At 44.2% G+C, this 12,491-nt stretch carries 12 protein-coding genes; 2 read left to right on the top strand and 10 right to left on the bottom strand.

What is annotated here, in order from left to right; genetic code table 11:
• Positions 1-136: 136 nt before the first annotated feature.
• The 7 genes from R7O03_RS06210 to R7O03_RS06180 form a co-directional block, all read right to left on the bottom strand.
• Positions 137-1,207, bottom strand: a complete 1,071-nt coding sequence (locus R7O03_RS06210) for a glycosyltransferase family 4 protein (RefSeq protein ID WP_213962556.1) — start codon at positions 1,205-1,207, stop codon at positions 137-139.
• Positions 1,182-2,708 carry a sigma-54 dependent transcriptional regulator gene (locus tag R7O03_RS06205; protein WP_318131591.1) on the bottom strand — a complete coding sequence of 509 codons (1,527 nt, stop codon included), beginning with the start codon at positions 2,706-2,708 and terminating at the stop codon, positions 1,182-1,184. Before R7O03_RS06205 ends, R7O03_RS06210 begins: the two co-directional genes overlap by 26 nt.
• 308 nt (positions 2,709-3,016) lie before the next feature.
• Complete coding sequence (locus tag R7O03_RS06200) at positions 3,017-3,397, bottom strand: Hpt domain-containing protein (protein WP_149191800.1); 381 nt, start codon at positions 3,395-3,397, stop codon at positions 3,017-3,019.
• Between the two features lie 11 nt (positions 3,398-3,408).
• Positions 3,409-4,095, bottom strand: coding sequence for an AAA family ATPase (locus tag R7O03_RS06195; RefSeq protein ID WP_005377635.1), 687 nt, complete (start codon positions 4,093-4,095; stop codon positions 3,409-3,411).
• On the bottom strand, positions 4,095-6,197 hold the full coding sequence (locus R7O03_RS06190; protein ID WP_318131590.1) for an SLBB domain-containing protein: 2,103 nt from the start codon (positions 6,195-6,197) through the stop codon (positions 4,095-4,097). Before R7O03_RS06190 ends, R7O03_RS06195 begins: the two co-directional genes overlap by 1 nt.
• Positions 6,194-7,060 carry an OmpA family protein gene (locus R7O03_RS06185; RefSeq protein ID WP_053350556.1) on the bottom strand — a complete coding sequence of 289 codons (867 nt, stop codon included), beginning with the start codon at positions 7,058-7,060 and terminating at the stop codon, positions 6,194-6,196. The genes R7O03_RS06190 and R7O03_RS06185 overlap by 4 nt, the downstream gene beginning before the upstream one ends.
• A gap of 26 nt (positions 7,061-7,086) precedes the next feature.
• A complete protein-coding gene (locus R7O03_RS06180) occupies positions 7,087-7,407 on the bottom strand; it encodes an STAS domain-containing protein (RefSeq protein WP_017634929.1) in 321 nt (106 codons plus the stop codon).
• 421 nt (positions 7,408-7,828) lie between these two features.
• On the opposite strand from R7O03_RS06180, the gene R7O03_RS06175 reads away from it, so the two are divergent.
• Positions 7,829-8,674: a DNA ligase gene (locus tag R7O03_RS06175; protein ID WP_053307085.1), complete on the top strand. Its 846-nt coding sequence runs from the start codon at positions 7,829-7,831 to the stop codon at positions 8,672-8,674.
• A gap of 15 nt (positions 8,675-8,689) precedes the next feature.
• On the opposite strand, the gene R7O03_RS06170 is transcribed toward R7O03_RS06175, so the two are convergent.
• Complete coding sequence (locus R7O03_RS06170; protein ID WP_206954080.1) at positions 8,690-9,688, bottom strand: DUF3080 domain-containing protein; 999 nt, start codon at positions 9,686-9,688, stop codon at positions 8,690-8,692.
• A 134-nt stretch (positions 9,689-9,822) separates the two neighbouring features.
• Positions 9,823-11,193 (bottom strand): MATE family efflux transporter, encoded by a 1,371-nt coding sequence (locus R7O03_RS06165; protein WP_005377626.1) that lies wholly within the window; start codon positions 11,191-11,193, stop codon positions 9,823-9,825.
• A 392-nt stretch (positions 11,194-11,585) separates the two neighbouring features.
• On the opposite strand from R7O03_RS06165, the gene R7O03_RS06160 reads away from it, so the two are divergent.
• The gene (locus tag R7O03_RS06160) at positions 11,586-12,197 is read left to right on the top strand and encodes a riboflavin synthase subunit alpha (RefSeq protein WP_205460947.1); all 612 of its coding nucleotides are present in this window, start codon (positions 11,586-11,588) and stop codon (positions 12,195-12,197) included.
• Between the two features lie 75 nt (positions 12,198-12,272).
• On the opposite strand, the gene R7O03_RS06155 is transcribed toward R7O03_RS06160, so the two are convergent.
• On the bottom strand, positions 12,273-12,467 hold the full coding sequence (locus R7O03_RS06155; protein WP_017634925.1) for a CPXCG motif-containing cysteine-rich protein: 195 nt from the start codon (positions 12,465-12,467) through the stop codon (positions 12,273-12,275).
• Positions 12,468-12,491 lie beyond the last annotated feature (24 nt).

Raw genomic sequence — 12,491 nt, 5'->3', positions numbered from 1 at the left:
TCTGTCTCATCATTAATCTGCGTTAACTGCTGAGCTGCAATAGAGATGCCAAAATATGCCATTAGTTTATGTGATTGAATCTTCTATGATATTTATGTTTGGAACTCATCATTCTCATATTGAGAACCAATATGGATTAGTGATCCGTTTCAATTTGATATTTTTGTAGCAATACGGGAATCACACTTTGCGCTGAGAAATCATCAATGATGGTTTGTCGAGCATTCTGGCGAATGAGTGATTGTTGCGCTTCACCAATCGACATCCAGTCATGAAGACATTTAGCAAGAGAGGGAATGTCTTCGACGATAAAACCATTTTTACCCGTTTGGATAATATCTGGAAGACGACCTACACGTAAGCTCATCACGGCAATGCCTCTCGACATGGCTTCAAGCGCCGCCATTGGAAGACCCTCATAACGAGAAGAGATGATAAGTACGCTGATATTTTCCCAAACACCTTCCATATCGGTTTGATGGCCGAAGAAAGTCACATTTGAAGGGGCAGTTTGATTAAGCGACTCTTTTTCCGGGCCATCACCGTACACACTAAACTGTAATGTTGGACAGAGCCTCGCTACCTCAATAAATTGATCGGCGCCTTTTTCCTGACTCAATCGGCCGACAAAAGCGATCTCCTGATAGTTGAGTTGACTTTTGGGAATCGAAACAAAGTTATTCAGCAGTTCTGAAGAACAAAAAACTTTGCGCTGAATACTTGGACTGACAGCAAAGCAATGGTCAGATAGGCTGCCTGAGCCTCTATCAAGCCAATCGTATAGCCATAGCTTTCCTGAGGAAGATTCACCAGCATGATAAGTTGAAATCAAACGAGGAAACGTACGGGTGAGCAGTTTGGCGCAGCGCGACAAAATCGACGCTTTATAACCATGGGAGTGAACCACTGAGGGTTGGTGATTGGCGACGGCGCTTGTTAGGTGTTTAATTTTTAAAGCTTTATTGGGCTCGCCAGACAAATAGTTTAAGTAACTCACAGGGATCGCGGCTTCTTTTGCCTTCTGTACAATCTGAGCGGCTGGCGAATACTCAGTGGTTAGCACAACTCGAGCTTTGTTTCCAAAGGCGATTAATCCCCGAGCTAGCTCGATAACGTGACTTTCAATGCCGCCGAATAGACGGCTATCAAGCAAGATCCAAATTTCACCAATGGCAGGTTTATCAAGATTGTTCGAGATTAATTTCATCCGCTTCCCACGCTTGTTTTTTTCGGTAAACCGTAGATGGGCTTAACTCCAGCATGACAGCGGCGTTGAGGACGTTGCCATCACAGTACGCGATTGCGTTTTGAATTGCTTCACGCTCTACTTGCCACATAGGACGAATGGTTCCATCAGAGTTAAAGTACGGTGAGGTAGCAGCAGAGGACGGTGTACCAGGCTGCTCCGCTGCGGTAATCGACGGTTCGACCGCAGAAGGTGAAGGTTCCTCAGTATAACCAGGTGGTGGTGTGATTGGTGCAATGTTTGCTGACTCTTGAGCAACATGCGCAGGCGTCGTTGTTTTCGTCACTTTAGACTTTTTAGTAAGTTGAGCGGGTAGGTGGCTCACCGTGACTTTTTCGTCGTTATTAAGCACCACAATGTTACGTATGATGTTTTGTAGTTGCCTTACATTACCCGGCCATTCGTAATGCTTGATGATATGTTGAGCTTCGCTGTCGATTGTTGAGAATTTCTTTTTGTCTTGTTTGGCGTAAGTGGTCAAGAAGTGCTTGGCAAGCGTGACAATGTCACTTCCTCGTTCACGTAATGGGGGCATATCGATAGGTATAACGTGCACACGGTAGTATAAGTCTTCACGAAAACGACCTTCTTCTACCTCTGTTAATGGATCTCGGTTAGTGGCACAAATGATTCTCACATCCACTTTCATTTCTCGAATGCCACCAAGAGGGGTGTAAGTGCCCGTTTGTAGAAAGCGGAGCAACTTCTTTTGCATCTCAAGTTCCATTTCACACAGCTCATCAAGAAAAAGCGTGCCACCATGTGCCAGCGTCGCCGCACCTTTTCGATCTGTTGTTGCTCCAGTAAAGGCCCCTTTAACGTGACCAAAAATCTCACTTTCCATCAAATCTCGTGGAATAGCCCCACAGTTAATTGCAATAAAAGGCTTGTCTTTACGGTCGCTCTGGCGGTGGACGGCTTCAGCACAAACTTCTTTACCTGTGCCACTTTCTCCCACAATAAACACACTGGCAGAAGTTGGCGCAACAGCATCAATGGTCTTGTATACCGCCTGCATCGGGAGACTTGAACCGATGAATCCGTGATAGTTGTGGCGATCAAACTTGGACTGAATATTTTCCACCAAATCTTCCAATTTGGCGCGTTTAAGGTGCAATGCAACTGACGTTTTTAGGCGATCAGCGTTTATGGGCTTTTCTAAGAAATCTTCCGCACCTTTTTGAATTAGATTAACGGCTAAGTCGACGCTGCCGTGTGCCGTAGCAATAATAACGGACGTAGGAATGTCATTCTGGTTGATCCAATCCAACACGTCTTCGCCAGACATGTCGGGCAGTTTCAAATCGAGAATGATGAGCTGAGGTTTGCTTCTTTCAATAAATTGAATCGCTTCGCGACCTGTCTCGACATGAAAAATGTCATAAGGTTCGTCTTTCACATACTGCTTATAAAGTATGGCTAGTGAAGTAGAGTCCTCTACCAGTAACACCCTTGGTCTCATAGTCCCATCCCAACGTAGTTTGTTTCATTTTTTATGATTTTTGTCAGCACTACTATTTGGCATTATGAGTGGTTTATAGCTCTCTAGTGCTGAAAATTCTCAATTTGAGAAAAGCGTTATTTAAGTATTAGCACAAGGTAGGAAATTTGCGAAAAATCCATACTTTTTAATTGATTAAGTTATACCCAAATAATTTCAAGGTGTGTGGCTTGGCGAGGGTGACTGAATTTGGAGCCTAAATTTCTGAGATGATGTCGGCATCGCGCTTTATCAAACGCGATGCTTCGCTAGGGAGTAAGACACTGATACTACTCAAACCCTTGAGCTTTTCGCTTTTCTAACGCATCAAACGATTCATTGGCGAGTTGAGGAAGTGTTTCACAAAGCTCCAATGCTTTTGGTATTTTTCCTTCGACACAGTACTTCTCAATCATTCTTGCTTGTCTTGAAAGCGTTCGATTGCCTAGAGCGAGAGCAGAACTGCCCAGTGTGTGAACCTCGAACTCTAATGTTTGAAGGTCTTTTGTGCTTAATGCTTGCTCTATTTTCTCCATGCGATCGCGTGACTCTTCGACATAGTGCTCAATCAAGGTAGGGATGATTTCGGCGCACGTATCTTTGATCATTTGCTGAAGAATATGCTCATCCACTAATTCTTGCTCGATAGTCAATGTATTATTTATCGTCATAATAGCGCTCCCTATAACATAAACAGTTCGCTTTTTTTAATTTGCTGAGACAGTTTTTCTTTCCACTTTTTTGGTAAGAAACGCAGCTTGGAAACTTGGCGGATTAACTCATCTTTCAGGCTTGGAGTGTGCTTCATGTTCAGTACAGAACCAATCAAGTTCGCATCGCTAGCATCGAGTAGCTTTTTGGCTTGCTCGAGCTGGGTTGCAGTCGTAGAGCCATAATGCGCTACTAACAAAGTAGCATCACATACGCCAGCAATCACTTGAGGCGCAATATTGCTTCGGTTGACACTAAGAAGTGGTGATGTATCTATCACGACGCGCTCGTACTGCGTTAACCATTGTGCAATGTTTTGTTTCAGCGTTGTTGGGTCTCGGTACGCTAACTGAGTGCTGGCGAGAGACGGAGCAGGGAGGCCGACTAAAGTTTGATGTGTATTCTCTCGTGTGATCAAATGGCCAACCTTCTCGTCATCATCAAATTCGTGAACAGTGTGATAAGCGGGTTTGAATAAGTTAAGGTCTACATACAAAGTATTGTGGCCTGCTAAAACCAAGCGCTCTGCAAGAGATGAAGCCACGGAAGTGACACCATCTTCAGATTTACAACCCACAACACAAATCGTTTTGTGGCCTTTCTGTTCACTCTGAAGATAAATTTGCTCAATCTCAGCGTGAGTTGCAGGAATAGTCATTACAACGCTCCTATTAACACGATGGTTGTGGTTATTTGTAAAATATCTCTTAATCCGGCCCTCGCTTTTTCAACAAAGCTTTCGTCTTTATGGGGAATGTAAATCGTGTCGCCTGCGCGAATGACTGGCAGCTCATAAATGTTGGCTGTTTTACTAAAGTTCACCAAATCAAATGTTCGGGCTTGGCCCTGGCAGCAAGACATATTGACCACACTGATCTTTTCAAGGTAGGCATTGTCAGTTGGTCCTCCTGCTTCCGCTAACAGATCAAGCACAGTCATGTTGTCATTAAATACGTATCGCCCTGGGTCTCTTACTTCACCTAATACGCGTACCGTGGACTCTTTTGAACGATCTAACCAGTTTTTGTTTTTTTCTGGAATGTAAATGGTATCACCAGGACGAACGTGGGGCAGAATTGACTCATCGCCTGTTTCAAAGTACATCGATAAATTCAATTTACTCACTTTGGCATAACCTAGGCCTCGGTGTGTGACACGGATGTTGTGAATATCTGCATCCATTGTCGGTCCATCGGCGGCAGATAAAATATCCAGAAAATGCATATCTTCGGTGAAACGATAGCGCCCAGGTGCATTGATTTGCCCGAAAACGTATATCGATGCGTCAGAGCTTTGGCTTACCCATTGCGACTTATTATCGGATGGGTCGTCAGGCAATGCATGTACCCTTACGACTGTACCAGCGGAAACTCGAGGTAGGCTTGATGTTGGTGAGCCATCCAGAATGTATTGGTCTAAGTCAAATTGTGTCATTTGACCGTTATTGGCGACTTCAATTTTGGTGGTATCAGCTCGTCGAGTTGGGCCACCAACGTGTGCAAGCAGATCAATCAAATCCATTTCGTCTGACCACTCGATGCGTCCAGGGCGAACAACTTCTCCCATCACTGCGACCGCTCGACTAGGTGCTACTTTTAACCAAGACTTCTCATTGAAATCGGTTTTCTCCGGTACGAAAATCGCGTCTCCTGGTCCAACATTTGGTGGTCTGGCTGAAGATAGTCCTTCTGTATGCGCGGTAAGATCGAATTTGATGACTTTGCCATCGGCTTTTATAACGCGAATTTGGCGAGATTCTGCGTAGCGAGTGGGCCCGCCAGCGTTGGCGAGGATATCCATGAAGCTAGCGCCTTGCTTGCCTTCGTATGCCCCAGGATGGGCGACTTCACCCATCACGTAAACCACATTTGCACCTGTTTTGATTTCTTCTTCCTGTTTTGGGACAAAGATGGTGGCACCTGGCAGGATCTCCGGCAGTAGGCTTTGGTCTCCAGTATCAAGGTACTTTTTCAGGTTAAACATGGTTGGGTTATTGTTTGTTATCACGCGAATTTGCTCGACACTGGCATATCGTGTCACGCCGCCAGCTCGCATTACGACATCAACTAGCGTGGTGTTTGGCTTGTGTGAGAACGAGCCAGGTGCGTTGACTTCACCAAAGACTTTGATTGCACGAGCGGAATCTGCGCTGTCACCTGAATTCGCGAGTTTTGCTGCATCAAACTCTTGCTCAATATTCCCTACGAGTGGGGAAGCGGGAACAAATAAGACATCCAGTGATTCTAGTTTTGGCAGCTGGCTATTGTCACCCGTATCAAGGAAGCGTTTGTAGTCAAATTCAATGCTTCTATTTCCACGTTTCACGATCATTTTATCAAGCTGAGCCCCTGCGCGCAGGCCGCCAGCTTCGTAAACAAACATTTGAATGTTGGACCCAGAAGGTAAGGTATACTCACCGGGTTTGACCACGTAGCCTTGAACGGACACTAACAACTGTTGCTGTTTAATAAAAACTCGAGCGTTGTTAACGTCACGATACACGGTCTTTAGCCTGTCGATAATCACGTCTTGGAGTTGTTGTTCATTGTAGCCGGCCACTAATACAGGGCCGACTTCTGGTAAATTAATTCGTCCACGACGATCAACCTGAAACCCTTGGTTTAACGACGCCTCTCCGGGTAAGTTAATCTGTATTAAATCACCGACCTTAACAGTATTGCTTTCATCCGCTATGGAAGAAGGTACCCACGCGACCAGACACAACAACATTAAGAGGATAAATGGTTTCATCGTGTTCATAGCGCGCCTCCTGCCGTTGGGTTTCGGTTTATTGAGGTATCGCTATCTGAATTAGGGCTAATAACCTCGATGCTTACTCGACGATTAGTTAAACGCACGGCGGATGTTTCACCTTCATAGAGTGGCAGGTTATCTCCGACAGATTTGGTAGTGACTCTCTCTGAAGTGATACCAAATACGGTTAGGTAACGCTTTACTTGTTCTGCACGCGCTTGAGCAAGTTTCTGGTTGTAATCGGGTGTTCCAGTTGCATCCGCATGCCCCGTTACTACAAGAGATAGGTTAGGGTGGTCACGTAAAATGTAGGCTGCTTCTGCCAAATGTCCCATGTACTTCGGGTTGATTTCTGCTGAATCGACAGCAAACTGGTTGTCGATATTAAGTAGTGCATAGATATCCGAGACTATGTTTAGGTCGCTACGTAGTGCTTCAATATCATCGGGCGGTGTGCAAGTGGTTTGGCTCAGTACGTAGTCGAGTTGTTGTTCGAGCTGGTTTAAGCGTCGACGCTGAATCACAAGGTCGTTGGCAGCGTCGAGTAAAAGCCCACCTTCTAACTCGCGCGCAATTCTATTTTGTTTTTCAAGGGCCTGAACAACTGCCGCAGGAAAACACCAGCGCGCGCCCTCTTGGATTAGTGCGTCTAGATGTAACTTGGTCAGTTGCCAATCAAACCTTAACCCATGTTCTGGACCTAAAGGCTCGTCAGGCATCACAGGGGAAAACTGATAATTCTCGATCGAGATATCTTGATAGCTTTCCGCCAAGCCACCTTTTCCGTGTTCTGGGTAGTCAAACGACGAACAACCAAACATGCCGACAACAAGACCGCTTAATGCATATCGTCGTATAAGATTTACCATGCCAACCTCCGTTTAAACCGGTATTTTTAGTGTCCTTTTGAGTTAACGGGAATGGCATGGTTGATACGAAGCAAGCTCATGATTTCTAAAGGTTGGCCTGATACGTTTTCAATACTCATGCTTCTTTCACGTTCAACTAGACGCTTATATAAGTAAACAATGGCACCAATCCCTGAAGAATCAAGAAATTGGACGTGCTGTAAGTTAATTTCGACTTCTTTGTGATGATTGTTGTGAATTACCTCATCAATGTGATGTTGTGCTTGTCGACAGCCGCTTGCATCTAAGTCACCAAAAAACTCAATGGCTAACTTGTCTTGATTGATTTCTAGTTTGCGTAGTTCCATGACTCTGTCTCCGTTTGTTTTTCTAATTGGATATAGAGCAGGTAACGTGCCAATTTGAAATTAATTAAAAATCAAATAGTTAAATATTGTTAATGATATTGTTCAATTTGAGAAAGGACTGATTCTCAAATTGAGAATCAAAAACGCACAGAGAAATGGTTTGCTTATAAGAGGTTTTGAGCCGAAAGAAGTCGTTAGAGCTGGGGGCTCGTCATGATTAGATTCCAACTCGATTGACGAACCATCCGCCTTACGTGAATAACGTGTAACGACTAAATGCAAAACCTGTCTAAAGTTTATGATTATCTTTGCAAATTATTACTAATGTTGATTGTTATGAGTCGAAGAATGACTAGTAATAAATAGGTCATCGAGAGGACTTACGTTTCAATAAAGGCGATTTTTTGTACAAGGTCTTCTTATGCCATTAAAAATGACATTAATTGCGCTGGCTGTTATGGCAGCGTCTTCACAGCCTCAAGCGGATACGTCTTTCGCACCACCAGTTTCTCTTGCACAAAGCTATCAGGATGGCATTGATGTGTCTGAATATTGGTATAGCGAAAAACTTGATGGTGTTCGCGCTTATTGGACTGGGCAACATCTCGTGACGAGAAATGGTAATCGAATCTACGCCCCAGATTGGTTTACAGGACCTTTGCCTGATTATCCGTTGGACGGTGAACTTTGGGCTGGGAGAGGTAACTTCCATCTTGTTCAGCAAACGGTATTAGATAAAACTCCTGTAGAGTCTGCTTGGCGACACATCGACTTTATGATCTTTGATATGCCATATTCCGCTGGTGATTATCGGAAGCGTTATTACAACATCAAAGATTTAGTGCTTGAAGTCGACCAGCCTCATATCAAATATGTCGAGCACCGAGCGATTCAAAATGAAGCTCATCTGTTTACACAGTTGGATAAAATTTCAATATCCGACGGTGAAGGGGTGATGTTGCGGAAGGTATCAAGCCGCTATCAGGCTGGACGCGGTAGTGATTTGCTTAAACTAAAACGATACGCAGATGATGAAGCGTTAGTTGTGGGTTATAAGCCAGGAACAGGGCGCTTATTAGGTATGATGGGAGCAATGTTAGTTCGCTTACCAAATGGCATTGAGTTTTACATCGGTAGCGGATTTACCGATGAAGTGCGTCGCCAGCCTCCGAAAATTGGTTCAACCATTACATTTAGATATAACGGTTTTACACATACTGGTAAACCACGTTTTGCTCGATTCTTGCGTGAAAGGTTGAAGGAATAGAACGCTCTGCACTTACTAGTTGCCAACGGTTACGCCACATCGTTTGAAGAGACCCTGCCAAAACTGAACGTGGTTTAGGGTTTCTTGCCTAAATGTCCTATGTGCCTCAATGATGCCATACTGGTGACCATGGAGTTGCATACGGTTCTCCACCAAAGTGGCACCATCATTAAGTTGTTGATAGGTACTGTCTAAATAAGCCAAATAAGGTTGCACTTCTTCAACGTAAATGGATTGAAAGACATTTCTTAAGTAGCGGAACTGAGTGGTGTCTCTGTTCGGCCCGCACAATACATTGCTCTGGTTCTGCTCAAGTAGCTGAGTTGTCGCTTTTAACCAAAGGGATGTATTTACCATTGAATAGTAAAGTCGTCCGAGTAAACGAGATTTCTCTAACTCTTCTTGATATTGCGTAACTTCCACATCGGGTAGACGTGAGACCGCGCGGTGGGGTAAATCATACATTTCGCTGAAAATACGATAGACATCGTTAATGCGTGCAATATCATTCGTCGTGTCTTGAGATAGCCAATCAGAGGCAGTTAGTTGCTTTTGCATGGCATCACTTACGAGTAGTAAGTTGTCGAGATGAATGTCTAGATGTTGCCACTTGGTTGAGTAAAGCTCTGTCAATGTAGCACGTTCTTCATCGCTAAGTGGAAATTCGGATAAACATCGATTCATGACTCTTAAAAGGGCAGTTTGATAATCAAAATCATGAAAGGCATCCTGCACCTTTCCTAGTTGTGAGTTTTTCTCAGCAAGTAAATTAAAGAGTCCGCACTGTCGTAATTGATAGCTCTCTAGCAGGCCAATAGATAGCCTTGGCAATGGCTCGAACAAAACGCGTTTCGCAGGAATCGTTACCGTAGACTGTAATTCTATTGGAATAGCAGGAACGTCCAATACATTGGCTACACGTTGATGATACTTATCAAACATGGCGTTCTCTGGGTTGAACCAGTTATCACAACCATTAAGAATCAAGATTAAGAACAATAAAATAGACCGCACAAATATCCTTTTTTATAACTTCGTATCCGTTGTTTAGAGAGCAAAATCAACCGCTTCGTAATCTTGTTATAAGTATACTCAACCGTGTGATTATTCGATCAAAAAAGCCAGCGGATGCTGGCTTTTTTTACTTTTTATTGAACTGAAAAGTTCAATTGCACTTCTGGCTCTTGGCGATGCATCCAACGCATTCTGACGCCTAACATAAAGGCCGCAGAAGATAGGCCGATGATAAAACCAAGCCAGAAGCCTTGTGCTCCCATTGGCTCGACAATCCAGTCTGTACGGCCAAGGACGTAACCAATTGGCAGCCCAAGAATCCAATAAGCAATAAAAGTACGGTTGAAGATGGCTCGCATGTCTTTATAGCCGCGTAATGCACCAGCTGCGATCACTTGAACCGCATCCGTACATTGATAAACAGCGGCAAACACGAGCAGGTGCATCGCTAGAGTGATTACCTCTGGGTTGCTAGTATAAAGCTCGGCGATCCACTCACGAGACAAGACGGTTAAAATCGCTGTGAGAACGGACAATGCTAGACCAACCATAATGCCGACTCGTGACGCTACGCGCGCGCCATCTACGTTTTCTTCACCAAGTCGATGGCCGACACGAATGCTTACTGCTGCACCAATACTCATTGGTAGCATAAATACCAACGAGGAGAAGTTAATCGCGACTTGATGCGCTGCCACAATGATAGGACCCAGTGGTGAAACGAGCAGTGCAACAACAGCAAACAGTGTCACTTCAAAAAACAGCGCTGCTGCAACAGGAAAGCCGAGCTTGAATAGACGAACTTGCGCTTTCCATTGTGGGCGATGCCATTCTCCAAATAGGTTGATGCTTTTCAATCGCTCTGATGTCATCACATACAGCAATAGCATGGCAAACATGACCCAGTAAACAATCGTGGTTGCTACACCACAGCCAACACCGCCTAATTCAGGTGCACCAAACTTGCCGTACACGAAAATCCAGTTTAGAGGAATGTTGAGCAGCAAACCGATAAAGCCAATAACCATTGCCGGTTTCGTCAATGACATACCATCCGTAAAGCTTCTAAGCGTTTGGAAAAGTAAAAAAGCGGGTACTGCTAATATAACGGCATGAATGTATCCCACCGTTTTTTCAGCCATCAGTGCTTCAACATCCATCAGCCCGAGAATAAACTGGGTTTGAAGCAGGACTGCAATTATCGGCACACTGATCAGCAATGCCAAAACGACGCCTTGCTGAATTTCAAACGGGATTTTGACTCGACGACCAGAGCCATTTAACTGTGCGACAACAGGGACCAATGCCATTAATAAACCCACCCCAAACAAAATGGATGGTAGCCAAATACTTGAAGCGACAGAAACCGCAGCCATGTCGGTGGCGCTAACGCCGCCAGCCATTACGGTATCAACAAACCCCATACCAGTTTGAGCGACAGATGCGATCAATACCGGGGTCGCCAATTTGATAAGACTTGATGCTTCTTCTTTATAGCGATGCACGAAAAATACTCCAGAGCGGAACAATAAGTTGAAAGAATGAGAGTACTCGAGGGCAAAAGATGTGGTGAACGGATCTGATGGTTGATTTTAGTCACGATAAGGTGAAAAAATGCCTCGGAGAAACTCCGCGCAAATGATAAACAATTGTATGTTTATATTCCATAGCTAGGTAGCTAATAGTCGATAACACTGACTGGACGCTCTCTACGCTAAGGATACGCTTTTACTGAGAACAGCAGCGAATCATGGTAATGTTGAAACATGCATGAGAACAAACCAGTGTTCATTGAGCCATGGCTTTATCGTCTGCGGTCTTTATTTCCGGCCCGTAGCGCAGTGTTTAGGGCTTAGTCTTCGACTACAGTTGGTATTAAATCAATAGGTAAAAAGAAATGTTTACAGGAATAGTTCAGGGTACGGCGAAGGTCGTTAAAATTGATAAAAAAGAACGCTTTCAAACGCACGTTGTCGAGTTAAGCGATGAACTTTGTAAAGGGTTAGAAATTGGTGCATCCGTTGCACACAACGGATGTTGTCTAACTGTGACTAAGATCGAAGGCAACCTTATCAGTTTTGATTTAATGCAAGCGACATTGGCTCTTACTAATTTAGGTCGGCTGGTGGAAGGGGATAGCGTAAACATTGAGCGCGCGGCTAAGTTTGGTGACGAAATAGGCGGGCATAGCATGTCTGGTCATATTAGTTTAACGGCAGATATTGTCGATATCATCGATACGCCCAATAACCGCACGATTTGGTTCCAACTGCCGCAAGAATCAATGAAATATGTATTAGCGAAAGGTTACATCGGTTTAGATGGTTGCTCGCTAACTATTGGTGAAGTTGAAACGTGTCGTTTTTCAGTACATCTAATTCCAGAAACCTTGCAGCGAACGCTTTTCGGAGTGAGACAAGTAGGGGAGCGCGTTAATATTGAGTTTGATCCTCAGACTCAAGCAATTGTTGATACTGTTGAGCGCGTTCTTGCAGCAAAACAGCTTTAGAATGAGAAAAAGGAGCCTAGTGCTCCTTTTTCATTTAAGCGTTTTTATATTTCTGATGTTCACATGCTCGAGCTGCTATTCGTAATTGTCATCGATAAATAGTTCGACCTTATCTTGTAACTCATCCACTCGCATATTTAGGTGGATAGCGTGGCAACAAGCTGGGCAATCATCATAAAACTCTTGGTCACCATTACTTGCATCCAATGTAATGCCGATAGAGTGTCCGCAATGCGGGCACTTTACATACCTTTCGGTATAATTTTTCATACAACAACTCCTAATCTCGCAGGG

It is taken from the genome of Vibrio sp. Vb2960, assembly GCF_033337665.1.
Lineage (GTDB): Bacteria > Pseudomonadota > Gammaproteobacteria > Enterobacterales > Vibrionaceae > Vibrio > Vibrio alginolyticus.
This window is presented reverse-complemented; position numbering and strand designations above follow the sequence as displayed.

Coding starts and splice junctions, on each gene's coding strand:
- R7O03_RS06210 (WP_213962556.1), bottom strand. CDS start 1,207: ATGAAATTAATCTCGAACAATCTTGATAAACCTGCCATTGGTGAAATT.
- R7O03_RS06205 (WP_318131591.1), bottom strand. CDS start 2,708: ATGAGACCAAGGGTGTTACTGGTAGAGGACTCTACTTCACTAGCCATA.
- R7O03_RS06200 (WP_149191800.1), bottom strand. CDS start 3,397: ATGACGATAAATAATACATTGACTATCGAGCAAGAATTAGTGGATGAG.
- R7O03_RS06195 (WP_005377635.1), bottom strand. CDS start 4,095: ATGACTATTCCTGCAACTCACGCTGAGATTGAGCAAATTTATCTTCAG.
- R7O03_RS06190 (WP_318131590.1), bottom strand. CDS start 6,197: ATGAACACGATGAAACCATTTATCCTCTTAATGTTGTTGTGTCTGGTC.
- R7O03_RS06185 (WP_053350556.1), bottom strand. CDS start 7,060: ATGGTAAATCTTATACGACGATATGCATTAAGCGGTCTTGTTGTCGGC.
- R7O03_RS06180 (WP_017634929.1), bottom strand. CDS start 7,407: ATGGAACTACGCAAACTAGAAATCAATCAAGACAAGTTAGCCATTGAG.
- R7O03_RS06175 (WP_053307085.1), top strand. CDS start 7,829: ATGCCATTAAAAATGACATTAATTGCGCTGGCTGTTATGGCAGCGTCT.
- R7O03_RS06160 (WP_205460947.1), top strand. CDS start 11,586: ATGTTTACAGGAATAGTTCAGGGTACGGCGAAGGTCGTTAAAATTGAT.
- R7O03_RS06155 (WP_017634925.1), bottom strand. CDS start 12,467: ATGAAAAATTATACCGAAAGGTATGTAAAGTGCCCGCATTGCGGACAC.